Origin of the sequence: Pseudomonas sp. B1-22 (assembly GCF_050474425.1) — a bacterium.
Classification (GTDB): domain Bacteria; phylum Pseudomonadota; class Gammaproteobacteria; order Pseudomonadales; family Pseudomonadaceae; genus Pseudomonas.
On record NZ_JBCHVH010000006.1, the window covers coordinates 495,314 to 518,735 of the forward strand.

Annotated in this window: 22 protein-coding genes; 11 read left to right on the top strand and 11 right to left on the bottom strand. The window is 66.7% G+C overall.

Annotated features, from left to right (window positions below; all coding sequences use genetic code 11):
* Positions 1–89: 89 nt before the first annotated feature.
* Positions 90–2,621 (bottom strand): ATP-dependent helicase HrpB, encoded by a 2,532-nt coding sequence (gene hrpB / locus ACQ5BL_RS24230; protein ID WP_243805201.1) that lies wholly within the window; start codon positions 2,619–2,621, stop codon positions 90–92.
* 194 nt (positions 2,622–2,815) lie between these two features.
* On the opposite strand from hrpB, the gene ACQ5BL_RS24235 reads away from it, so the two are divergent.
* From ACQ5BL_RS24235 to ACQ5BL_RS24245, 3 genes are read left to right on the top strand one after another with little or no spacing between them, the layout of a single operon-like run.
* Positions 2,816–3,232, top strand: a complete 417-nt coding sequence (locus ACQ5BL_RS24235) for a polyribonucleotide nucleotidyltransferase (RefSeq protein ID WP_207884629.1) — start codon at positions 2,816–2,818, stop codon at positions 3,230–3,232.
* Position 3,233: 1 nt separating this feature from the next.
* Positions 3,234–3,746 (top strand): DinB family protein, encoded by a 513-nt coding sequence (locus ACQ5BL_RS24240; RefSeq protein ID WP_243805200.1) that lies wholly within the window; start codon positions 3,234–3,236, stop codon positions 3,744–3,746.
* Positions 3,746–4,642 (top strand): cation diffusion facilitator family transporter, encoded by an 897-nt coding sequence (locus tag ACQ5BL_RS24245; protein ID WP_243805199.1) that lies wholly within the window; start codon positions 3,746–3,748, stop codon positions 4,640–4,642. Before ACQ5BL_RS24240 ends, ACQ5BL_RS24245 begins: the two co-directional genes overlap by 1 nt.
* Before the next feature lie 6 nt (positions 4,643–4,648).
* Here the strand turns inward: ACQ5BL_RS24245 and ACQ5BL_RS24250 are convergent, their stop codons facing one another.
* The gene (locus tag ACQ5BL_RS24250; protein WP_243805198.1) at positions 4,649–5,842 is read right to left on the bottom strand and encodes a DUF6515 family protein; all 1,194 of its coding nucleotides are present in this window, start codon (positions 5,840–5,842) and stop codon (positions 4,649–4,651) included.
* 439 nt (positions 5,843–6,281) lie between these two features.
* Here ACQ5BL_RS24250 and ACQ5BL_RS24255 point away from each other — a divergent pair, with 439 nt between their 5' ends.
* Together ACQ5BL_RS24255 and ACQ5BL_RS24260 are read left to right on the top strand one after the other, a co-directional pair.
* Complete coding sequence (locus ACQ5BL_RS24255; protein WP_152220126.1) at positions 6,282–6,761, top strand: Lrp/AsnC family transcriptional regulator; 480 nt, start codon at positions 6,282–6,284, stop codon at positions 6,759–6,761.
* Between the two features lie 713 nt (positions 6,762–7,474).
* Positions 7,475–7,678, top strand: coding sequence for a DUF2788 domain-containing protein (locus ACQ5BL_RS24260; RefSeq protein WP_207884632.1), 204 nt, complete (start codon positions 7,475–7,477; stop codon positions 7,676–7,678).
* Positions 7,679–7,705: 27 nt separating this feature from the next.
* Here the strand turns inward: ACQ5BL_RS24260 and ACQ5BL_RS24265 are convergent, their stop codons facing one another.
* On the bottom strand, positions 7,706–8,272 hold the full coding sequence (locus ACQ5BL_RS24265) for a pseudouridine synthase (protein ID WP_243805576.1): 567 nt from the start codon (positions 8,270–8,272) through the stop codon (positions 7,706–7,708).
* 147 nt (positions 8,273–8,419) lie between these two features.
* Here ACQ5BL_RS24265 and ACQ5BL_RS24270 point away from each other — a divergent pair, with 147 nt between their 5' ends.
* Positions 8,420–9,466: an MBL fold metallo-hydrolase gene (locus tag ACQ5BL_RS24270; RefSeq protein WP_243805197.1), complete on the top strand. Its 1,047-nt coding sequence runs from the start codon at positions 8,420–8,422 to the stop codon at positions 9,464–9,466.
* Positions 9,467–9,559: 93 nt separating this feature from the next.
* Here the strand turns inward: ACQ5BL_RS24270 and deoC are convergent, their stop codons facing one another.
* From deoC to ACQ5BL_RS24300, 6 genes are all read right to left on the bottom strand, one after another.
* Entirely contained in the window at positions 9,560–10,336 is a 777-nt protein-coding gene (gene deoC, locus ACQ5BL_RS24275; protein ID WP_243805196.1) for a deoxyribose-phosphate aldolase, read from the bottom strand.
* Between the two features lie 58 nt (positions 10,337–10,394).
* On the bottom strand, positions 10,395–11,879 hold the full coding sequence (amn, locus tag ACQ5BL_RS24280) for an AMP nucleosidase (RefSeq protein ID WP_430293301.1): 1,485 nt from the start codon (positions 11,877–11,879) through the stop codon (positions 10,395–10,397).
* A 312-nt stretch (positions 11,880–12,191) separates the two neighbouring features.
* Positions 12,192–12,476 carry a type II toxin-antitoxin system RelE family toxin gene (locus ACQ5BL_RS24285; protein ID WP_243805195.1) on the bottom strand — a complete coding sequence of 95 codons (285 nt, stop codon included), beginning with the start codon at positions 12,474–12,476 and terminating at the stop codon, positions 12,192–12,194.
* Entirely contained in the window at positions 12,469–12,747 is a 279-nt protein-coding gene (locus ACQ5BL_RS24290; protein WP_207884637.1) for a type II toxin-antitoxin system Phd/YefM family antitoxin, read from the bottom strand. Before ACQ5BL_RS24290 ends, ACQ5BL_RS24285 begins: the two co-directional genes overlap by 8 nt.
* A 100-nt stretch (positions 12,748–12,847) precedes the next feature.
* On the bottom strand, positions 12,848–14,497 hold the full coding sequence (locus ACQ5BL_RS24295; RefSeq protein WP_243805194.1) for an acyl-CoA dehydrogenase family protein: 1,650 nt from the start codon (positions 14,495–14,497) through the stop codon (positions 12,848–12,850).
* Positions 14,494–15,162 carry a TetR/AcrR family transcriptional regulator gene (locus ACQ5BL_RS24300; RefSeq protein ID WP_243805193.1) on the bottom strand — a complete coding sequence of 223 codons (669 nt, stop codon included), beginning with the start codon at positions 15,160–15,162 and terminating at the stop codon, positions 14,494–14,496. Before ACQ5BL_RS24300 ends, ACQ5BL_RS24295 begins: the two co-directional genes overlap by 4 nt.
* Before the next feature lie 384 nt (positions 15,163–15,546).
* Between ACQ5BL_RS24300 and ACQ5BL_RS24305 the strand changes: the two genes are divergently transcribed.
* The gene (locus ACQ5BL_RS24305) at positions 15,547–16,566 is read left to right on the top strand and encodes a branched-chain amino acid aminotransferase (protein WP_207884640.1); all 1,020 of its coding nucleotides are present in this window, start codon (positions 15,547–15,549) and stop codon (positions 16,564–16,566) included.
* 180 nt (positions 16,567–16,746) lie between these two features.
* Here ACQ5BL_RS24305 and ACQ5BL_RS24310 read toward each other — a convergent pair whose 3' ends face one another.
* Positions 16,747–19,137, bottom strand: coding sequence for a hybrid sensor histidine kinase/response regulator (locus ACQ5BL_RS24310; protein ID WP_243805192.1), 2,391 nt, complete (start codon positions 19,135–19,137; stop codon positions 16,747–16,749).
* Positions 19,138–19,347: 210 nt separating this feature from the next.
* Here ACQ5BL_RS24310 and ACQ5BL_RS24315 point away from each other — a divergent pair, with 210 nt between their 5' ends.
* The 4 genes from ACQ5BL_RS24315 to ACQ5BL_RS24330 all read left to right on the top strand — a co-directional run bounded on the left by ACQ5BL_RS24315 (position 19,348) and on the right by ACQ5BL_RS24330 (position 22,891).
* Positions 19,348–20,145, top strand: a complete 798-nt coding sequence (locus ACQ5BL_RS24315) for a hydroxymethylpyrimidine/phosphomethylpyrimidine kinase (protein ID WP_243805191.1) — start codon at positions 19,348–19,350, stop codon at positions 20,143–20,145.
* A gap of 28 nt (positions 20,146–20,173) precedes the next feature.
* The gene (gene thiE / locus ACQ5BL_RS24320; protein WP_243805190.1) at positions 20,174–20,803 is read left to right on the top strand and encodes a thiamine phosphate synthase; all 630 of its coding nucleotides are present in this window, start codon (positions 20,174–20,176) and stop codon (positions 20,801–20,803) included.
* 42 nt (positions 20,804–20,845) lie between these two features.
* Positions 20,846–22,132: a glutamate-1-semialdehyde 2,1-aminomutase gene (gene hemL, locus ACQ5BL_RS24325; RefSeq protein WP_243805189.1), complete on the top strand. Its 1,287-nt coding sequence runs from the start codon at positions 20,846–20,848 to the stop codon at positions 22,130–22,132.
* Positions 22,133–22,345: 213 nt separating this feature from the next.
* A complete protein-coding gene (locus ACQ5BL_RS24330; protein ID WP_207884645.1) occupies positions 22,346–22,891 on the top strand; it encodes a tetratricopeptide repeat protein in 546 nt (181 codons plus the stop codon).
* A 144-nt stretch (positions 22,892–23,035) separates the two neighbouring features.
* Here ACQ5BL_RS24330 and ACQ5BL_RS24335 read toward each other — a convergent pair whose 3' ends face one another.
* Positions 23,036–23,368 (bottom strand): DUF1820 family protein, encoded by a 333-nt coding sequence (locus ACQ5BL_RS24335; protein ID WP_430293302.1) that lies wholly within the window; start codon positions 23,366–23,368, stop codon positions 23,036–23,038.
* Between the last annotated feature and the right edge of the window lie 54 nt (positions 23,369–23,422).

Below are 23,422 nucleotides of genomic sequence, written 5' to 3' on the forward strand. Positions count from 1 at the left end.
AACTTCACGGATGAGTTGGCGCTCAACCTGCAGGAGCGCCCCATGGGCGCGATCGCGGGCATGGCCCGCTCCTACAGTGAGCACAGCGGTCACGTCCCGCGCGGCTTCGCCCGCGCCGTCGGCTCGGCGATCAGCGGATCATCCGGCCAATAGTGCTTGGGATAGCGCCCCTTCAAGTCCTTCTTCACCTCGGCATAGGTACTGCGCCAGAAATTGGCCAGGTCCTGGGTCACCTGTACCGGCCGCTGCGCCGGCGACAGCAGGTGCAGCTTCACCGCCAGCCGCCCGCCAGCGATGCGAGGGGTGTCGGCCAGGCCGAACAGCTCCTGCAGGCGCACCGCGAGCACTGGAGGGAATTCGGTGTAGTCCAGGCGGATGTTCGAACCGGACGGCACCTGCAGTGTGCGTGGCGCCAGCTCGTCAAGGCGCTGTGGCAGCGGCCAGGGCAGCACGTTGTGAAGAATCCCGGCCAGTTCCAGGTTGGCGAAGTGCGCCAGCCGCGAAACCTTGCCCAGGTACGGCAGCAGCCAATCCTCCAGCGAATCCAGCAAGGCGGTATCGCTGACGTCCGGCCATTCGCTCTCGCCCTTGCTTTCCAGGTCCAGCCGACGCAGCAAAGCGACCCGCGCCTGCCACTGGCGCAGCTCCGCGGTCCACGGCAGCAGCTCCAGGCCCTTGCGCCGCACCAGCCCGAGCAGTGCGCGACTGCGCGCTTCCTCGTCGAGCGACGGCAAGGCTTCGGTGGCCAGCACCAGCTCGCCGACCTTGCGCTGGCGCTCGGCACGCAGCACGCCTTCGCGCTCGTCCCAGTCCAGCTCGTCGTGGACGCTGACCTGCTCGGCGAGGATCGACTCGAACAGCGCAGGCTCCAGCGCCGCCGCCAGATAGATGCGCTCCTCGCGCTGGCCCTGGCGGCTGCCCAGGTCGGCGATCACCAGCCAGGGCTCCTTCATCAGCGCATCCGGCTCGCCGAACAACGCGGCACGACCGTTGGCCAGTCGATATTCGCCACCACCGGCACGACGCTGGCGGGCGATGCGGTCCGGGTAGGCGAAGGCCAGCAACCCGCCGAGCCAGCGCGGATGATCCGGATCGCTCACCGGCTCGCGGGCCGGACCGCGCAAGTAACCCTTGAATTGCCGCGACAGTTGCCGCACCCGCTGCACCGCGCCACGGCTGGCGCGCGGGGCGTTCTGCTCGCCGGCCAGCAGGGCGATGCGGTGGTGCAGGTCGGCGTCGTTGCCGCGCAGGATGTCCCGCTCGCCCAGCAGCGCGGCGAGGTCGCAAGCCAGCAGCCCCAGGCCCAGGGCATGGCCGCGCAGCAGCAGATGGGCAATGCGCGGATGCGCCGGCAGCTCGGCCATCGCCTGGCCGTGGGGCGTCAGGCTGCCACCGCCAGTGCGGGACGCCAGGGCGCCGAGACGCTCCAGCAGGTCGAGGGCCTGTGCATAAGCGGCGGCGGGCGGCAGGTCGAGCCAGGCCAGCTCCTGCGGGGCAACGCCCCAGCGCACCAGCTGCAGGGCGAGACCGGCCAGATCGGCCTGGAGAATTTCCGCCGTGCCATAGGCCGGCAACTGGTCATGTTGCGCTTCCGACCACAGCCGGTAACAGGCGCCCGGTTCCAGGCGTCCGGCACGGCCCGCGCGCTGTGTGGCGGAGGCGCGGGAAATGCGCTGGGTGTCCAGGCGGGTCATGCCGCTGCCCGGATCGAAGCGCGGCACCCGCGCAAGACCTGCGTCCACCACCACGCGCACGCCGTCGATGGTCAGGCTGGTTTCGGCAATGTTGGTCGCCAGCACCACCTTGCGCTTGCCCGCCGGCGCGGGCTCGATGGCGGCGCGCTGGGCATCGAGGTCCAGCTCGCCGTGCAGGGGGCAGATGAGAACTTCGGAGCGACCGGCCAAGGCCTCCCCCAGTTGCTCGGCCACCCGGCGGATCTCCGCCTGGCCGGGCAGGAACACCAGCAGGCTACCGGACTCGTCGGCCAGCGCCTGCTGCACCGTCTGCACCACGCGCGGTTCGATGAACTCGCCGGCCTGCCAGGGGCGGCCCCAGCGAATATCCACCGGGAACATGCGGCCCTCGCTGCGCACCACCGGCGCGTCGTCGAGCAGCGCGGACAGGCGCTCGCCCTCCAGGGTCGCCGACATCACCAGCACCTTCAGCGGCGGCTCGTCGCGCAGCAGCGCGCGGCCGTTGAGGGTCAGCGCCAGGGCGAGGTCGGCGTCCAGGCTGCGTTCGTGGAATTCGTCGAAGATCACCAGGCCGACGCCGTCCAGCGCCGGGTCATCCTGCAGGCGGCGGGCGAGGATGCCCTCGGTGACCACTTCGATGCGCGTCTTCGGGCCGACCTTGCTGTCCAGGCGGATGCGGTAGCCGACGGTTTCGCCGACCTTCTCGCCCAACTCGGCGGCCAGGCGCTCGGCAGCGGCGCGAGCGGCCAGGCGACGTGGCTCCAGCATCAGGATCGATTGCCCGGCCAGCCAGGGCTCACCCAGCAGCGCCAGCGGCACGCGGGTCGTCTTGCCGGCGCCGGGCGGCGCTTCCAGCACCACTTCATGGCGCGCGGCCAGGGCCTGGCGCAGGGCTGGAAGGACGCTGTCGATGGGAAGGGCGTTCATGCCGGCTCCGTAAGAATCAAACTTCACAAGGCGGTAACCCGGCTTACGCGGGAGGGCGGCGATTATACCGGGCGAACCGCAAGGTCAACTCGGCAGTCTTAGAAGCAACGAGCTCGCCACATAGTGCGAATACGCCAGCAGTGGAAGCGGGCTCGTTGATATAGTTACCGGCATCATCCTCCCGGAGGTTCTCCATGCGTCTCGCTACCCGTGTGTCCTGCGCGGTTCTTTGCGCCACCCTGTTCAGCCAACTGACGGCCTGCGGCACGATTTTCTACCCCGACCGCCGCGGCCAGATCGACGGCCGCATCGACCCGGCTATCGCGGTCTTCGATGCCATCGGTCTGTTGTTCTACATCATCCCGGGCCTGATCGCCTTCGGCGTAGACTTCGCCACCGGCGCGATCTACCTGCCCGATGCCAAGTACTCGGTCGCGCCGGAAAAGCTCAAGGATGCAGTGAGTGAAGACGGTACCGTCGACAAGGCTAAACTCAAGGCGATCATCGAGCACGAAACCGGCCGCAGCCTGCCGCTGGACGACCCGCGTCTGATCCAGCGCAGCGGCAGCCTCCAACAACTCGCCAGCCTGGGTCTGCACCCGGAGGCCTGATATGCACGGCGCTCTCGCTTCACACCTTCAGCAACTCCTGGCGTACCACCAGTGGGCCTACGACCGCATCCTGGAGGCCGTCGCGCCCCTGGACGAGGCGGCCTACCGCGCGCCGCGCGGGCTGTTCTTCGACAGCCTGCACGGCACCCTCAACCACCTGGCGGTGGTCGATCGCATCTGGTTCGCCCGTGTGCAGCGAGAGCCCTGGCAATTCGAACGTCTTGACGCCGAAGCAGCGCCCGACCGCGCCAGCCTCGCCGCCTTCCTCAAGGACGGCGGCGACGCCTGGCGGCTGTGGCTGAGCAAGCAGAGCGATGCCACCCTCGGCGCCCAGCTGGATTACCGCAACATGGCCGGGCAGGGACATCGCCAGAGCCTGGCCAATATCGTCCAGCACCTGGTCAACCACGGCACCCACCACCGTGGCCAGATGAGCGCGGCGCTGACCGCCATGGGTCAGAAGGCACCGCTGCTGGATTACATCTACTTCCTGCCCAACCGCCTGGACACCTGATGCTCAAATACGCCAGCCACTCCCACCTCATGCGGCTGGCGACCTTCGCGTCGCTCGGCGTGGCCATCACCCTGGTGGTGGCCAAGGCCATCGCCTGGTGGTTCAGCGGCTCGGTCAGCCTGCTCGCCGGCCTGACCGATTCGCTGCTCGACGGCGCCGCCTCCTTCCTCAACCTGCTGGCGGTGCACTACGCCATCCGCCCGGCGGACGACGACCACCGCTACGGCCACGGCAAGGCCGAATCGCTCTCGGGACTGGCCCAGGCGCTGTTCATCGCGGTGAGCGCAGTGCTGGTGGGCACCCAGGCCATCGACCGCCTGCAGCATCCGCAACCGGTGGAAGCCGCCGGCTGGGGCATCGCGGTGATGTTGCTGTCCCTGGCGCTCACCGCCGCCCTGCTGATGGTGCAGGGGCACGTGGTGAAGATCACCGGCTCCAACGCCATCCGCGCGGACTCGCTGCACTACCGCTCGGACCTGCTGCTCAACGGCAGCATCCTGGTCGCCCTGCTTCTGGCGCAGTTCGGCTGGCAGCAGATGGACGCGATCTTCGGCCTGGGCATCGCCCTGTACATCCTCTGGAGTTCCTTCCAGATCGCCCGCGAATCCGTGGCCGTGCTGATGGACGAGGAGCTGCCGCCGGACGTCAGCACGCGCATGCTCGAACTGGTGCGCGAGGTGCCCGGCGTGCTCGGCGCCCATGACCTGCGCACGCGGATTTCCGGCACCCACTGGTTCGTCCAGCTGCACCTGGAACTGCCCGGCGAACTGACGCTGTCCAAGGCCCATCTGCTGTGCGACGAGGCGGTGCTGGCGATCCACAAGGAGTTCCCGCGGGCCGAGGTGCTGGTGCACGCCGACCCACAGGAAGTGGTGGGCAAAGAGACCATCAGTTGAAGAGCATCAGTTGACGCTGTAGCCGCGTCCGCTCAGGCAGGCGCCCAGGGCGCGGCGATAGTTGTCGGCGACGTAGGCCGGCGGCGCATAGCTCGCCGAGGCCGGGTCGAAGCCGCTCTGGCTGGCGGCCCACTGATGGCATTCGTAGCGGTCGCGAGCCTGCTGATCCTGCCCCTGGCCATACAGCGGGTAGGCAATCACGTCGTAGGACGACTGCGCCACCAGCGGTTGCTCCATCGGCGGCGCCACCACTTCGTAGTCCTGCGAACTGGCCTGCCACAGGTAGTAGGTCCCCGCCACCAGGAAGTAACCGATACTGCCGATCCACACCTGCTCGGCGTAGGACGGCAGGTAGCGCACCCGAACGCCATAGGGCGGCGTCACCACCACGTAGCGCGAGCCATAGGGGCGGTACCAGTAGCCGTCATCGAAGTAGTAATCGGCGCCGCGATACGGCACCCGGTAATGCCCTGCCGGCACGCTGCTCACCACATAGCCCGGACGCCAGTACGACGGGTGCGGCCCCCAGTTGCCGTGGGACGGCGGCGGACGCCCCTGCCAGCCACCGGGCGGCGGGCGCGAGCCGCCTTGCCAGCCTGGCCGGCCGGAATGCTCGCCCTGCCACTGGGTGGTGCCGGCACCGATGGGACGGCCTTTCCACTGGTCGTTGCCGCTGGGCGGGGGAATCCCCGGATTGGCGTTATTGACCGGAGGACGCCCCACCCATTGCCCACCGTTGTTGCCCGGTGGGTTGCCATGCCAGTCGTGATCGCCCCGAGGGTTGCCCTGCCATTGGCCGCCATTGTTGGCGGGTGGGCGCCCCTGCCACTGGCCGTTGGCATTTCCCTGAGGATGGCCTTGCCATTGACCGTTGCCGTTCCCCTGAGGATGACCTTGCCACTGACCATTGCCGTTCCATTGCGGACGGCCCTGCCACTGGCCATTGGCGTTGCCTTGGGGATGCCCCTGCCATTGCCCGCCGGTCTCCTGTGCCGGACGCTGCTGCCAGTTGCCCATGGGGCGGGCGGGCCCTTCGTGGGACATCGGCGTCCGCCCGCCTCCGGCAGTGTTGCCCTGGCTGGAGGCGGGTCGTCCCTGGGACGGACCGGACAGGTCCGGTGGCTCGGCCGCCAAGGCCTGGGCGGCAATGGCCAGGGAGAGCACGGCAACCCCGGCGAACGGCCAGATGCCCGACTTCATGGACTCCTCACTTCGGCCTGGGCCGAAAACAGTGATGCGACATTGCCATAGACCACGGTGCAGACCGCGTATTGCAAGGCGCTGAGTAAAGTCAGGGTAAAGATGGCAGAGAAATCGCGGGCAAGAAAAAAGGGAGGCTCGTCAGCCTCCCTTCCGGAATCTCGTCCTGCTCGTCGCTGTTGGCGCCGGCTCACCTCGCTCCGCCTTCTGGGCAGTGCGTAGCCCGGTGGCCGGCGCGATCCTGTTGGGTCGGCGGGCCGCGAAACGCCTGATTGGGCGGATCGCAGGGGACGTGATGTCCGGGCTGTGAATCTGGAAGAAATACTACGGCGACAGAGCGAGGAAATGATTGCTAAGATTGCTCATATAGGCATCACTACAGCAACAAATAACTAAAAATTAAGCCACAAGCGCAACCCAATAGAAATACGAGGCTTTCATGGACAAGCTGGACCGTTACGACCTGCGCATTCTCGCCGAACTGCAGCGCGACGCGCGCATCTCCAACCAGGAGCTGGCCGAACGCATCGGCCTGTCGCCCTCCCCCTGCTCGCGGCGGGTCAAACAGCTGGAAGACGACGGCTACATCGTCCGCCAGGTCGCCCTGCTCGACAGCAAGAAGCTCGGCCTGAGCCTCACCGCCTTCGTCCTGATCGGCATGGACCGTCACACTCCCGAACGCTTCGAGCACTTCCAGCAGATCATCGGCAAGTGCCCGGAAGTGCTGGAGTGCAGCCTGGTGACCGGGATGGACGCTGACTACCAGCTCAAGGTGATGGTGCCGGACATGGAGCGCTACCAGCACTTCCTGCTGGGCACCCTGACCCGCATCGAAGGGGTGACCAGCGTGCGGTCGAGCTTCGTGCTGCGCAATGTGCTGGCGAGTACCGAGCTGCCGTTGGATCACTTGCGGGTTTGATCGTCGGCTGATCGCGGACAGAGTCCGCTCCTACGTGGGCGCCATGCGTCGGTGTTTACCGATGAAATTGGCGTCGTCCGCGACGGATTTCGCGGACAAGGTCCGCTCCTACGAGATCACCACCGCTTTGGCTCTTGATGACTTCCAGAGAAACGTCCGCACGCACCGGAGCGCCCCTTCAGGAGGCCGAGCGGAATCGGAGTTTCAGGGGTTGAGCGGCATGGATGCCGCAAGAGCGCTGTCGGGCCAGGGATGGCCCGTCAGCGCGTGCCCCTGAAACTTCGATGGAGCGAGGGAACCCCGGCGAAGCCGGGGCCGGATGATGGGGCAAGACCTTTGCCCACTTTGGGGCGTTTGCCAAAGTGGGTCGCCCGAGGGGGCGAAACTCAATGCATCCGCGCACACCGCAGCGGCGCAGAAACACACAACCCTATGCAAACTCCCGCGGGGCTTAGCTCACTACTGAAAAACCAGACCTGCGACATAGCAGCGCACCTACCATCACGCCCGCCACATCCGAACCCGGAAATTTCCCCACCAACCGCCCCGCAGCGCGAACTTCCCCGGCCATTCGTCCCCATCACGGCAACAACTGATCAATTTCTGAACATCACTGATCAGTATTCATCCAGATGCGTATAATGCGCGCCTTCTCACCACCACCTTCAGCCCCGGCGTCCCTCGGACAACCTCCGCACCGGGCAGGAGCAGCAATGAACGAAAGTTTCGAAGACTGGATGATGTACGGCCTGGTCAGCGGCCTGATCCTGTTCATGGCCTTCATCGTCTGGGATCTGGCGAAGAAGTCCAAGGCCGGCCGTATGGGCACCATGGTGCTGTTCTTCGCCCTGGGCCTGGGCGTACTCGGGTTCCTGATCAAGTCCGTCGTCGTCGCGGGACTCGAAGGCGGCTTCTGACGCCCTCTCCCGCGCTCGCCCCGGCTCTCAGAGGTCGGGGCTGACGTCCCGCCACTGCCCCGGCTGCAAACCGTCCAGGCTCCACGGCCCGATCCGCACGCGCACCAGGCGCAGGGTCGGCAGACCGACGGCTGCCGTCATCCGCCGCACCTGGCGGTTACGCCCTTCGCGAATCACCAGTTCGAGCCAGGCCGTCGGCACCGATTTTCGGAAGCGCACCGGCGGGTTGCGCTCCCACAGCTGCGGCTCGTCCAGCCGCCGCGCCTCGGCCGGCAGGGTCGGGCCGTCATTGAGCTGCACGCCCTTGCGCAGCTGTTCGAGCTGCTCGTCGCTGGGCTCCCCTTCCACCTGTACCCAATAAGTCTTCGGCAGCTTGTGCCTGGGATCGGCGATACGGGCCTGCAGGCGACCGTCGTTGGTCAGCAGCAACAGGCCTTCGCTGTCGCGGTCCAGCCGTCCGGCGGGATAGACGCCCGTCACCTCGACGAAATCCTTCAGGGTCGCCCGGCCCTCGCTATCGTTGAATTGAGTCAGCACGTCGAACGGCTTGTTCAGAACGATCAGCCGCGGCTGTGCCGGCGGCGCCTTGGCCACGCGGCGTGGCGCAGGACGGGAAGCGGGACGACGAGAGGTGGGACGGGGCGGACGGGACATGGCGAAAAGACTGGTAACCGGAGATGGGGGTGAAGCGAATGCCCGGCATGCTAGGTTGTGCCGAGCCCTCCCTGCAAGAGCACACCCATGAGCCACCCCACCTGGCTGATTACACTGCGCAACCTCAGCGGCCGCCTCGGCGCCCGCTACCGTGGCCCGCAGACCGCGAACTTCGACGGCCAACGCTTCCATAACCTCGACCGCCAGCCGCACCACGGCCTGCGCGCCTTCCTCAAGTGGCAGCGCGAGCGCGGCCGGCAGACGCCCTGGGTCGACCAGCCGGGCCCGGCCATACGCCCGGACGTGGCAGCCCAGGTCAGCGGCCAGGAACTGCGCGTGACCTACATCAACCACGCCACCCTGCTGATCCAGCATCGCGGGCTGAACATCCTCACCGACCCGCTGTGGTGCGAGCGCACCAGCCCGTTCAGCTTCCTCGGCCCGCGCCGCCATCACCCGCCGGGACTGGCGCTGGACGAGCTGCCGCCGATCAACCTGATCCTGGTCAGCCACAACCATTACGACCACCTGGACATCGGCAGCCTGCGCGAACTGGCGCGGCGCTTCCCGGAAGCCAAGGTGGTGACCGGACTGGGCAACGGCGAGCTGATCCGCGCCTGCGGCTTCACCGACGTGGCGGAGCTGGACTGGTGGCAGAGCCTGCCGCTGCCCGAAGGCATGCTGCTCACCGGCGTGCCGGCACAGCACTGGTCAGCGCGCTCGCGGCGCGATACCAACCGCACGCTCTGGCTGGGCTTCGTACTGGAGTCACCGGACGGCCCGGTGCTGTTCCCCGGCGATACCGGCCTGGGCGAGGAATTCAAGCTGATGCACCAGCGCTTCGGCCCGATGCGTTTCGCCGCCCTGCCCATCGGCGCCTACGAGCCGCGCTGGTTCATGCGCCATCACCACATGAACCCGGACGACGCCGTGCAGGCGCACCAGCAGCTGGACTCGCAGTGCAGCATGGCGATTCACTTCGGCACCTTCCGCCTGAGCGACGAAGGGCAGTTCACGCCGGTCAGCGACCTGGCCCGGGCGCTGGAGCAGCACGGTGTCGAGCCGCAGCGCTTCCGGGCGCCCAAGCCGGGGGACCAGTGGCACATCGCACCACTGTCGTGGGTAACCTTGTAGGAGCGAGCTTGCTCGCGAATCGCGGGCATGGCCCGCTCCTACAGGCTCATCCGGCGTAGGAGCGGACTCTGTCCGCGATTGACCACCAAACAATCAGTAGTCGCGAGTGGACACCGGCTGCGCATCCACACCCAGCTCGCGCAGCAGATCATCCAGCAGTGACGAAGCCCCGAAGCGCAGGTGCTCCGGGGTGATCCAGCCAGCGCCGAAGCGCTCTTCCACCAGCGCCCGGTAACCCAGCGCGTCGGCCAGGGTGCGCAGGCCGCCGGACACCTTCAGGCCCACCTTGCCGCCGTCCTCCTCGATGCATTCGAGCATCACCCGCACCGCTTCCGGGGTCGCGTTGACCGAGGCCTTGCCGGTGCTGGTCTTGAGGAAGTCCGCGCCACCGGCGATGGCTTCGCGGCAGGCCGTGCGAATCAGTTCCGGATCATCCAGCTCACCGGTTTCGAGGATGACCTTGAGGCGGTGATAGGGACCGCACAGCGCCTTGCAGGCGCGGATCAGCTCCACCGCACCGGTCGGATTGCCCGCCTTGAGCCGGCGCCACGGGTAGACCAGGTCTATCTCGTCGGCGCCTTCTGCCAGGGTCTTGCGCACCTCCTCCGTCACGTCGGCCTGCGGCGCGTTGCCGGCGGGGAAGTTGCACACGCTGGCGACCTTCACACCGCGTCCGCCCAGGGTATTGAGCGTGCGCCGGGCAACATGCGCCAGCTTCGGCCAGACGCACACCGCCGCCACTTCGCCGTAGGGCGTCAACGCCCGCCGGCAGAGGTCGACGGTGCTTTGCAGATCATCGCCAGCGTTCAGCGAGGTCAGGTCCAGCAGGGCGAGCACACGGCCCGCCGGGGTCTTGCGGGGATCGGTCATCGGTAGCCACCTCCTGCGGCTGGCGACGGGGCAGCCGGTGCCCCGCCGCGCTTTGGGATCAGCGGAACGGCGGCTCGTCGAAACTGCGCAGCTTGCGCGAGTGCAGCGAGTTGAGCTGGGTGCGCAGCAGGTCGACGGCGGCGATGCCGATCGACAGGTGCTGGCTCACCGCACGCTGGTAGAAGGCCGTGGCCGCGCCGGGCAGCTTGATCTCGCTGTGCAGCGGCTTGTCCGAGACGCACAGCAGCGTGCCGTAGGGCACCCGCAGGCGGTAGCCCTGGGCGGCGATGGTGCCACTCTCCATGTCCACCGCAATGGCCCGCGCCAGGTTGATCAGCGGGCGCTCCTGGGCCCAGTGCAGCTCCCAGTTGCGGTCGTCGTAGGTCAGCACGGTGCCGGTGCGCAGGCGACGCTTGAGCTGCTCGCCGCGTTCGCCGGTGACCAGCGCCGCGGCCTCCTGCAGCGCCACCTGCACCTCGGCCAGCGCCGGGATCGGGATGTGCGGCGGCAGCACGCGGTCGAGGATGCCGTCGCGGCGCATGTAGGCGTGGGCCAGCACATAGTCGCCGATGGTCTGCGACTGGCGCAGGCCGCCGCAGTGGCCAACCATCAGCCAGCAGTGCGGACGCAGCACGGCCAGGTGGTCGGTGATGTTCTTCGCGTTGGACGGGCCGACGCCGATGTTCACCAGGGTCACGCCGTCGCCGTCCTCGGCGATCAGGTGGTAGGCCGGCATCTGGAAGCGGTGCCACTCGACGCTGGCGACGATAGCGTTGGCCTCGCCCTCGTCCATGCCTCGCTCGATGATCACGTTGCCCGGCAACACCATGCGCACGAAGCGCGGGTCGTCGCGCAGGCGCTCGATGCCCAGGTGGATGAACTGGTCGACGTAGCGGTGGTAGTTGGTCAGCAGGATCCACGGCTGCACATGGCGCCAGTCGCTGCCGGTGTAGTGCACCAGGCGGCGCAAGGAGAAGTCGGTGCGCGCGGCGTGGAACAGCGACAGCGGCATCGGGTCGGCGTTCTCCCATTCATAGAGGCCGTCGGCGATGCCATCGGAGGTGGCGGACAGGTCCGTACTGGGGAACACCCGCGCCAGTTCGGCGGCGGTCACGCCCGAGCCGCCCAGCTCGTCGCCCTGTTCCACCACGTAGGGATAGGGAATGTTCTGGTCGCTGACGCCGACTTCCACCCGCACGGTGAAGTCCTCCATCAGCGGGCGCAGCTGCTCCAGCAGGTATTTGCGGAAGGCCTTGGGCTGGGTAATGGTCACCGCGTAGGTGCCCGGCACCTGGACCTTGGCATAGGCGCGGGTGGTAGACGGCACCTCGCCCTGGCAGAGGTAGACCACTCGCAACTCCGGGTAGCGGAACAGGCTGCGCTGCTCGGCGTCGGGCACCGTGCGCTCCTTCAGGTAGCGCTTGAGCGCCTGGTTCAGGGCGCCGGTGGCACGCTCGTGGAGCACGGCCAGTTGATCGACGGCCTCTTCGGCGGTCTGGGCGACGAAGCATTCGTCGCCAGTCGAAAGACTCATGGTGGGCATCCTGTCTGAACGATCAGCTCCATCTTGCCTGCTTCCGTCACAGAAAGGGATGACAGATTCCCTACCAGCAGGATGAGCGGAAAGGTGGAATCAACCTTATGACAGAATCCGTGACCGTGAGTGCGGATGGCAGCGCCAATGAACCGGTGTCTGATCCGTTTTCCTATATCGCGTGACAGAGCTGCCGGCAGTGCCTTGTTTGCCCAGGCGCCATCGAGTGGGGCGACCATGAAACGGCCATCGGCATCCCGGACATCCCCGGAGCGGCCACCGGCGCATACAAGGCGCGTAGCAGCCGAGCGCTAAAAGCGCTCAACGCTTTTTCGCGGTCTCATATACGGCGGAGCGCTCGCGTTTACCAACAGCCAGGACGAGTACTACCACCCGATCATCCTCGACCCGATAAACAAGCCGATAGCCCGCCGAACTCAACTTGATCTTGTAGCAGTCCTTCATGCCATGCAGCTTGTCGGCCTGAACGCGAGGGTGCAGCAGACGCTCAGCCAGCTTGCGAGTGAATTGACGGCGAATGTCCTGGTCGAGCTTCTTCCACTCGCGCTGAGCTGAAGTCTCGAACTCCAGGCGGAACTCAGGCATCCGAATCCTCGAATACGATGTCGTCGCCTTCGATTCGCGCCTTGATGGTGGGTTCGCCAGCCTCGATACGCTCGCGAGCCAGCTTGGCCATCTCCAGATCTTCGATGTAGTCGAGCATGGCCTCGTAACGCTCAGCAGGGACCATGTAACCCATCACCCGGTTGTGGTTGAGCACGGCTACCGCCTCCCCCTCCGCGCCACTGAGTACGGCGGACGGGTTCTTCTTCAGCTCCGAGACGCTGACGGCAACATTGGCGAGGATATTTTGCATGAAATCAGTCTCCAAACAGGTCTTTATTCTGGTCAATTTGAAGAACTGACGCAACTGATACGCCTGTGCGAGCCATCCCCGCCTGTGCGGGGATTTTTCCTCACGCCAGATGCGGCGTCGCCCGCGCCACCAGCGCTTCCACATCCACCCCGCGCGGCAGGGTGCCGTAGACGCGGCCGCCGTCGCTCAGGCGGCTGGCGATGAAGGCGTCTGACACCGTCGCGTTGCCCGCCTCCAGCAGCAGCTTGGCCTGCAGGGCGACCGCCACGTTTTCGGTGAGCTGGCGGGCGCGGTACTGGATGTCGTGGGTGTCGGCGAAGGACGCCTTGAGGTTGCCAATAAAGGAAGCGAGTCGCGCATCGCCGTGGCCATCGCCCAGCTCGGCGAACAGTGCGTCGAGCACGCCGGGCTCCTTCGACAGCGCGCGCAACACGTCCAGGCACTGCACGTTGCCCGAGCCTTCCCAGGTGGAGTTGACCGGTGCCTCGCGGTACAGGCGCGGGAGAATGGTGTCCTCGACGTAGCCGGCGCCGCCCAGGCATTCGGCGGCCTCGTTGATCATCGCGGGGGCGCGCTTGCAGATCCAGTACTTGCCCACGGCTGTGACCAGGCGGGCGAACTTGTCTTCCTGTTCGTCATGCAGACGGTCCAGGGCGCGGCCCATGCGCATCGTCAGCGCCAGCGCGGCTTCGCTTTCCAGGGCGAGGTCGGCCAGCACGTTCTGCATCAGCGGCTGCTCGGCCAGCACGCGACCGCCCACCTGGCGGTAGGCGCAGTGGTGCGCGGCCTGAGTCAGCGCCTGGCGCATCAGCGAGCTTGAGCCGATCATGCAGTCGAAGCGGGTCATGGCGACCATTTCGATGATGGTCGGAACGCCGCGGCCTTCCTCGCCGATCATCCAGGCCAGCGCGCCACGGTACTCGACTTCGCTGGAGGCGTTGGACCAGTTGCCCAGCTTGTTCTTCAGGCGCTGGATGTAGAACTCGTTGCGGCTGCCGTCCGGACGGTGACGCGGCAGCAGGAAGCAGGTCAGGCCCTTGTCGGTATAGGCCAGGGTAAGGAAGGCGTCGCACATCGGCGCCGAACAGAACCACTTGTGGCCGACCAGTTCGTAGGCCTGGCCCGGGCCGGGGATGCCTAACGGGTAGGCGCGGGTGGTGTTGGCGCGCACGTCGGTACCGCCCTGCTTCTCCGTCATGGCCATGCCGATGGTGGCGCCACTCTTCTGCTCGATGGGCAGGTTGCGCGGGTCGTACTGGGTGGCGAGGATTTTCGGCAGCCATTTCTCGGCAATATCCGGCTGCAGGCGCAGGGCCGGCACGCTGGCAAAGGTCATGGTCAGCGGGCAGCCGGTGCCGGCTTCGGCCTGGCTGTGCAGGTAGCTGAGGCCGGCGCGGGCGACCTGGGCGCCGGCGCGCGGGTCGGTCCAGGGCATGGAGGGAATCCCGGCTTCGATCGACGCGCGCATCAGCTCGTGGTAGGCCGGGTGGAATTCCACCAGGTCGATGCGATGGCCGTAGCGGTCGTGGGACTTGAACACCGGCTTGTTCTCGTTGGCCAGGAAGCCCGCCGCCATCAGCGGCCCGCCGGCCAGCGCACCGTAAGCGTCGAGTTTCTGCTCGGCCCAGCCGCCCTCGTAGCGGCGCACCCATTCCTGCAGCGGCAGGTCGATGCGGTAGAGGTTGGCTCCATCCAGCGGCGGTACCTGGTTGGTCACTTCATGGGTTTCGGCGTACTCGTGCAGGCTCATGGCTGATCCTCCTTGGCAGGCGTTTGCAGGGCGGAAAGGGACGCACCGACGGCGCGCAGGCAGAAATGGACGAGGGCATCGCTGACATCCGCCAGCGACGCGCCGGGCTGGCCGGCATCCCGCGCGGCGCGTGCCGGCGGCGACAACGGCCCGACCAGGGCCTCGGCGATGGCGCCGACCAGGCAGGCGGCGACCAGGTGAACGGGCTGGAACGGGAATTCGCCCTGGGCGATGCCCTGCTCCAGCAACTGCACGAACAGCGCCGCGTAGGCTTCGCGGTAAACCAGGCGCTGCTCGTCGACTTCGGGGTCGACCGGTTCGGCGATCAGCGCAAAGGCCAGCTGGCGGCTGCCCCAGGCGCGCGCGGCGAACTGGCGCAGCCCGCGCGTCAGGCGTTCGGTGGCGCTGCCGGGCGCATGCAGCACCTTGGCCAGGGCATCGACTTCGTGCTGGCTGGCGCGGGCGAAGACTTCGGCGGCCAGCTCTCCCTTGCCGCGAAAATGCCGGTACAGGCTGCCGGTGGCGATGCCGGCGTCGTCGGCCAGGGTCTGCATGGTCAGCGCGGCGAAACCGCCGTCGGCTACCCGGGCCAGCGCCAGGGAAAGTATCCGCTCGCGTTCCTCGACGTCTCGGCGCAGGCGCGCTTCGGTGACACGGTAGGCCATGCTCTGAATCCGGATTCAGGACTTTCAAGCAGTGAACCATGCTTCATTTCTTACCCAAAGGGGCAAAAGCGCCAGCGGTAGTGCCTATCCGGACAAGACTGTGCAACCTCCGTTCGGGGGTGTCGCACGGTTCCCGATGCGACTGATGGCAGGGATATTCGCCTGCAAGTGCCGACAGCCGCGATTATCGCCGGTATCATGGCAAGTCCTGGTGGAGTCCTGGTGGCGACCATCACGCGGAGAACGCCGTTCCCGCCGCGCAGCCGAATCCTGGTCGATCCAGGCCGCGCCCGCCGTCAGGGTCCCGAAGTCATCTGTCCGGACGCTCGCCTGCCACTCCCTTGCAGGCGAAAGCGGCCGGTAATCCCATTGAATGAGGCAACCATGGAACAAAAAGACATCGATTGGGGCTCGCTCGGATTCGATTACATCAAGACCGATTTCCGCTACATCTCCCATTGGCGCGATGGTCTGTGGGACGACGGCAAGCTGACCGAGGACAACACCCTGCACATCAGCGAGGGTTCCACGGCGCTGCACTACGGCCAGCAGTGCTTCGAAGGCCTGAAGGCCTACCGCTGCAAGGACGGCTCGATCAACCTGTTCCGCCCGAACCAGAACGCCGCGCGCATGGCGCGCAGCTGCGCCCGCGTGCTGATGCCGCAGGTGTCCGAAGAGCAGTTCATCGATGCCTGTAAGCAGGTCGTCCGCGCCAACGAGCGCTTCATTCCCCCGTACGGCTCCGGCGGCGCCCTGTACCTGCGCCCGTTCGTGATCGGCGTTGGCGACAACATCGGTGTGCGCCCGGCCCCGGAGTTCATCTTCTCGGTGTTCTGCATCCCGGTCGGCGCCTACTTCAAGGGCGGCATGAAGCCCCATGACTTCATGATCTCCACCTACGACCGCGCCGCTCCCCAGGGCACCGGCGCCGCCAAGGTCGGTGGGAACTACGCCGCCAGCCTGCTGCCGGGCTCCCAGGCCAAGAAGGCCGGTTTCGCCGACTGCATCTACCTCGACCCGGCCACCCACAGCCGCATCGAGGAAGTGGGCTCGGCCAACTTCTTCGCCATCACCCACGACAACGAGTTCGTCACTCCGCGCTCCAGCTCCGTGCTGCCGGGTATCACCCGTCTGTCGCTGATGGAGCTGGCCGCCCAGCGCCTGGGCCTGAAGGTGATCGAGGGCGACGTCGAGATCAACGACCTGGCGCGCTTCAAGGAAGCCGGCGCCTGCGGTACCGCTGCCGTGATCACCCCGATCGGCGGCATCCAGTACAACGACAAGCTGCACGTGTTCTACAGCCGCGATGAAGTCGGCCCGGTGACCCGTCGTCTCTACGAAGAGCTGACCGGCATCCAGACTGGCGACGTCGAAGGCCCGGAAGGCTGGGTCGTCAAGGTCTGAGCCTGACTGCTCGTTAACGAAAAACGCCGCGCTACCGGAAGGTAGCGCGGCGTTTTTTATTGGGCTGGCAGAGGGATTTGGGATCGCGTAGGAGCGGACTCCGTCCGCGATGCTGTCCGGCGCGAGGCGTGGCCCATCGCGGGCATGGCCCGCTCCTACAGGGACGGTGCGCGCTGATCGTCACGCGTGGCTGGTCAACGCCGGCTGGCACAGCAGCCAGTCATGCAACAGCGTCTGCAATTCCTCGAACTTCACCGGTTTGGCCAGGTAGTCGCTCATCCCGGCGGCCAGGCAGCGTTCGCGGTCGCCGCTGTGGCTGTGGGCGGTGATCGCCAGCACCGGCAAATCGCTGCAACCGGGCAGGGTGCGCAGGGCGCGACAGGTCGCGAAGCCGTCCATCACCGGCATCTGGCAGTCGAGCAGCACCGCATCGACGGACTCGCGGCGCAGCAGGTCGATGGCTTCGGCGCCATTGTCGGCAGTCCGCACGCGGTAGCCGAGCTTGAGCAACATGCCACGGATCACCAGCTGGTTGATGGCGTTGTCCTCCACCACCAGCACGGTGCACTGATCCGGACCACGCAGCGCCTGGCCACCCGCGCGGCGTGGCGGCGGCGCGATGCTCTGCACCGGCTGGCCGACCTGCAGGGTCAGGCTGAAGCAGCTGCCCTGCCCCGGCGCGGACTCATGGGACAGCTCGCCACCCAGCAGCGCCACCAGCTTGCGGCACAACGCCAGGCCGATGCCCAGGCCGCCGTACTCGCGGGTCAGCGAACCGTCGAGCTGATGGAAGCGCTGGTAGAGCGAGCCATCCGACGGCGTGGTGAACCCGATCCCGCTGTCCTGGACCTCCAGGCGCAGCGCCAGTCCTTCCGCGTTGGGCGTACCGCTGATGCGCAGGCTGACGCCGCCGTGGTGGGTGAACTTGATGGCGTTGTCGATCAGGTAACCCAGCGCCTGAGCCAGTTTGCCGGCATCGCCTTCGAGGGTGTCGGGAAGGCTCTCGTCCAGTTGCAGCTCGAAGCGCAGCCCGCGCTCCTCGGCGCGCGGCGCGTACTGCGCGCGCAGGCCATCGCACAGGCCTCGCAGGCTGAACGGCTCGCGGCGCGGATAGAGCTTGCCGGCCTGCAGTTCGAGCAGCGCGAGGATGTCGTTGACCATGCGCATCATGTCCCGCGCCGAGCCGTTGGCGGTCTTGTGGTACTGCGCCAGCTCGACATCCATCGGCACCGTCTGCATCAGTTCCAGCGAGCCGATCACCCCGCTCATGGGCGTGCGCAGTTCGTGGGTGACAGTGGCGAGGAACTCATCCTTCAGGCGGTTGCTGCTGGCCAGTTCCAGGTTGAGTTGCTCCAGCTTGCGGCTGGTTTCCTGGAGGATGCGGGTGCGCTCTTCCTTCATGGCGTTGATGCGATCCGCCAGCGCCAGGGACAGCAGGCCCACCTCCAGCGCCGAACCGATCTGGCTGGCGTACATGGTGAGGAAGATGTTGGGCAGCAACCCCAGGACCATCAGCGTGTTGACCACGCCGCCGAGCAGGAAGGCGGTCCAGGCGAAGATGAAATAGCGTGCCACCCGCATGCCGCGCAGCCAGGCGAGGATGCCGGCGGTGAAGATCACCACGGTGAAGGCCAGCGCCAGGTAAGTGGCCAGGCGCAGGGCGACGGCGTAGCTGACGGTCAGCGCCAGGGTCATCACCAGCGCGCCGACAGCCATCAGCACCAGCAGCAGGCGGTCGATCCACAGGCTGTGCTCGCGGGTATGCAGGAAGCTGCGGGCGAACTGGCAGCCGAACAGGCCGGCCGAGCCGATCAGGAAGGGCGTGGAGGCGTTGGCCCACCAGGGGCTGTTGGGCCAGAAGTATTCGATGCCGGCGCCGTTGACCGAGATCTGGTAGAAGCCGAACGAGGCGATATAGAGGATGTAATAGAGGTAGCTGGTGTCGCGGACGCTGAGGAAGATGAACAGGTTGTAGATCAGCATCACCAGCAGCACGCCGTAGATGATGCCCAGCACGTAGATGCGGCCCGGCTGTTCTTCCAGGTAGGCCTTGGGCGACCAGAGCGTCAGCGGCGCCTGGATCGAGCCCTGGCTTTCCAGGCGCAGGTACACCCGCAGCGGCTGGCCGGGCTCCAGCTTGAGGTCGAACAGGTAGTTGTTCTGGCGGATCGGTCGGCTGGCGAACGGCAGGGTATCGCCGGTACGCTGGGCGAGCTTGAAGCCGCCCTTGCCGTCGGGCAGGTACAGGTCGAGCTTGTCCAGCGGCGGGTAGGCCAGTTCCAGCAGCCAGTTGGCGGGGTCATGGGAAGCCTTCGGCTGGTAGTCGAGGTCCAGGCGCAGCCAGAACACCGAGCGCGAGTAGCCGGCATTGAGCACGTCGCGCTCGTGCCGGCGGAAGCTGGCGGCCAGCGCCGGGGAGCTGATCTCCGTGATATCGGCCGTGCCGCGCACATCCTCGAACACATCCATTGCCCGGCCCAGCGGCAATTGCCCGACATGCTCGTCGAAGGTGATGGCGTTCGCCATCGGCGAGAGAAGAAGAACGATCAGGAAGATCAGCCAATGCCGCATGGTGCCCCGCAGTGCCGCCGACAGCCGCGCCGGGGAGCCCCATCTCCCGCTTCGGCGCGCCGTAGAGGCGTTGTGTTGGAATCGGCGAACTCTAGCACAGGCCTTGTGCCACGTGGCATTCGGCCACTCAACCCGGAGGGCCCTGCGAGCGACGCGGATCGGACCGTTCGGTCAGCTCAAGGCCACATTTTGGTGATAAGCTCCCGCGCCATGAAAACGCCAACCTCCCGTCCCGTAGTGCTCTGCCTGTCCGGCCACGACCCCAGTGGCGGTGCCGGCCTGCAGGCCGATATCGAAGCCCTGATCGCCCAAGGCTGCCACGCGGCGCCGACCGTCACCGCACTGACCGTTCAGGATACCGTCAACGTTTCCGACTTCCGCGTGCTCGACCGCGAGTGGGTGCTGGCCCAGGCCAACGCCGTGATCGCCGACATGCCGGTGGCGGCGGTCAAGCTGGGCATGCTCGGCTCGGTGCAGATGGTCGACACCGTGGTGGAGATCATGCAGTCCCTGCCGGGCGTGCCGCTGGTCTGCGACCCGGTGCTGCGCGCCGGCGGTGGCGGTTCGCTGGGCAAGGACGACGTCGGCTATGCCATGCGCGAGCGGCTGCTGCCGATCGCCGCCATCGCCACGCCGAACCTGCCTGAGGCGCGCATCCTCGCCGAACTGCCCGAGGGCTCGGCCGACGAGTGCGCGGAGAAGCTGCTGCCGTTCATTCAGCACCTGCTGATCACCGGCGGTCATGGCGACGAATCCGAAGTGCACAACCGCCTGTACACCCGCGACGGCCAGCGCCACACCTTCACCTGCCAGCGCCTGCCGGGCAGCTACCACGGCTCGGGCTGCACCCTGGCGAGCACCCTCGCCGGCCGCCTGGCCCTGGGCGAGGAACTGGTGAGCGCGGTGCGCAGCGCCCTGGACTACACCTGGCGCACCCTGCGCGACGCGGAAGCCCCTGGCCACGGCCAGTACGTACCGCGCCGCCTGCCGCTGGACTACTGCAACTGATCCAACCGCTCCAATGATCGAGGCCTTGATGAAACTGCGCGGACTCTACGCCATCACCGACAGCCAGCTGCTCGACGGCGGCCGCCTGCTGCCCTACGTCGAAGCGGCCCTGAAAGGCGGCGCCAAGCTGCTGCAGTACCGCGACAAGTCCGACGATGCCTCGCGCCGCCTGCGTGAAGCCGAAGCGCTGCGCGACCTCTGCGCGCGCTACGGCGCCACCCTGCTGATCAACGACGACGCCGAACTGGCCGCACGCCTGGGCGTCAGCGTGCACCTGGGGCAGACCGACGGCTCGCTGGCCGCCGCCCGCGCCCTGCTCGGCCGCGACGCGGTGCTCGGCGGCACCTGCCACGCCAGTCTCGAGCTGGCCGAACAGGCCATCGCCGACGGCGCCAGCTACGTCGCCTTCGGTCGCTTCTTCAATTCCCAGACCAAGCCGGGCGCGCCGGCCGCCAGCGTCGAACTGCTGGAACAGGCCAAGGCCCGCTTCAACGTGCCGCTGGTGGCCATCGGCGGCGTGACCCTGGACAACGCGCCCGAGCTGATCGCCCGTGGCGCCGACATGATCGCCGTGATCCACGCGCTGTTCGCCGCCGACACTCCGGCCGAAGTCGAACAGCGCGCCCGCGCCTTCAGCCAATTCTTCGAAACCCGCTGAGCGCCCACGCGCCCGGCACCCGACAGCTTCGCGAGGTTCCCCATGTCCCGTTCCGAAACGCTTTTCGCCAATGCCCAGAAACACATCCCCGGTGGCGTGAACTCGCCGGTGCGCGCGTTCAAGAGCGTCGGCGGCACCCCGCTGTTCTTCAAGCACGCGGAAGGCGCCTACGTGGTGGACGAGGATGACAAGCGCTACGTCGACTACGTCGGCTCCTGGGGCCCGATGATCCTCGGCCACAGCCACCCGGACGTGCTCGACGCCGTGCGCAAGCAGCTCGACCACGGCCTGTCCTACGGCGCGCCGACCGCGCTGGAAGTGGAAATGGCCGACCTGGTCTGCTCCCTGGTTCCGTCCATGGACATGGTGCGCATGGTCAGCTCCGGCACCGAAGCCACCATGAGCGCCATCCGCCTGGCCCGTGGCTACACCGGCCGCGACAGCATCATCAAGTTCGAAGGCTGCTACCACGGCCACTCCGACAGCCTGCTGGTCAAAGCCGGCTCCGGCGCCCTGACCTTCGGCGTGCCGAACTCCCCCGGCGTGCCGGCGGCCTTCGCCAAGCACACCCTGACCCTGCCGTTCAACGACATCGCCGCCGTGGAAAAGACCCTGGCAGAAGTCGGCAAGGAAGTGGCGTGCATCATCGTCGAGCCGGTCGCCGGCAATATGAACTGCGTACCGCCGGCCCCGGGCTTCCTCGAAGGCCTGCGCCGCCTGTGCGACCAGCACGGCGTGGTGCTGATCTTCGACGAAGTGATGACCGGCTTCCGCGTTGCCCTGGGCGGCGCCCAGGCGCACTACGGCATCACCCCGGACCTGTCGACCTTCGGCAAGATCATCGGCGGCGGCATGCCGGTGGGCGCCTTCGGCGGCAAGCGCGAGATCATGGAGCAGATTTCCCCGCTCGGCCCGGTCTACCAGGCGGGCACCCTGTCGGGTAACCCGCTGGCCATGGCCGCCGGCCTGACCACCCTGCGCCTGATCAGCCGTCCGGGCTTCCACGACGAGCTGACCACCTACACCACCCGCATGCTGCAAGGCCTGCAGGAGCGCGCCGACGCCGCCGGAGTACCCTTTGTGACCACCCAGGCGGGCGCCGCCATGTTCGGCCTGTACTTCACCGGCGCGGACGACATCGTCACCTTCGAGGACGTGATGGGCAGCGACGTGGAACGCTTCAAGCGCTTCTTCCACCTGATGCTGGACGCCGGCGTGTACCTGGCGCCGAGCGCCTTCGAGGCCGGCTTCACCTCCATCGCCCACGGCGAAACCGAGCTGAAACTGACCCTGGACGCCGCCGAGCGCGCCTTCGCCGCACTCAAGTAAGCCCGGGAAGGCGCCCGAACGGGCGCCTTCCGCTTTGCCCCATTGTTATTCCCGCGTTACACCCGTCCTCGCTGTTCTTACCGCCGCAGCAGAAAAATCAGAAAAGAAGGTAAAGACTTTGTAAGGAAGCGCCTGCTTATTTCATAATGTGAAAGCTGGCGCAATTCGCCGGCCGGGCTTTGCCCGCCCCGATTCTGGAGGCCGCTGTTCCCCATGTACCGCACCGGTCGTACCCTGCTCCTGGGTTGCCTGTTGCTCGCCTTCCCCCTGCTGACCCAGGCGGGCGGCAACTCGCTGCTGATTCCGGCGACCGGCCGCTGCGTCCTCAATACCGTCCCCGAACAGCTGCAACAGGCTCTGGCCAGCTGCCAGCAGGCCGCCAATGGCGGCGATGCGCAAGCGCAGTACGAACTGGGCGAGTTCTATTACACCGGCGACCTCGCCCCGCGCGATTTCCAGGCAGCCTTGCACTGGTTCGAGAAAGCCTCGCTGCAGGGCCATGCCAATGCCCAGCTGCGCCTGGGCACCATGTTCTTCCGCGGTGAAGGGGTGAAGGCCAATAACGTGCAGGCCTACATCGTCTTGAAGATGGCCGCGGTGAACGGCGCCGAAGACGCCATGGACAGCGCCGACCTGGTCGCCGAGCAGATGAACAAGGATGAGCTGGACATCGCCACCAAGGTGCTCGGGCAGATTTTCCGCAACTACCTCATCGAACTGCAGACCGCCGGCAACTCGCCGTTCTCGCCGCTGCCCTGACTCACGCCAGGTTCACATACGCTGTAGGAGCGAGCTTGCTCGCGAACAGGACTATACGGCTGACTTCGGTGCTGGGCGGTTCGCGAGCAAGCTCGCTCCTACAAGATCAAGAGCCCCTCACCCCACCTGAATAGTGAGAGTGAATCAGCTGTCCTTGCCCGGCATCGGCATGGGGAACGGCATGACGTTGCCGCTGATCTTGGCCTCGCTGATCTTCGCGGTGCCCAGGCGCTCCACTTCGTCGATGCGGATGATCGAGTGCAGCGGCACGAAGCTGCGGATGACGCCGTCGAACTGCGCCTTCAGCTTCTCCTCGCTGGGGTCCACCACCACCTGGGTGCGCTCGCCGAAGACGAACTCATCGATCTCCAGGAAGCCCCACAGATCGCTTTGATAGATCTGCTTGGCGTACATCTCGTACACCTGGCCCTGGTTGAGGAAGACCACCTTGTAGATCGGGTTCTCGCGCTTGCTCATGAACGAAGGATGACAGCTTTGCAAAATGGGCACGCAGCATAGCACAGCCGCGCC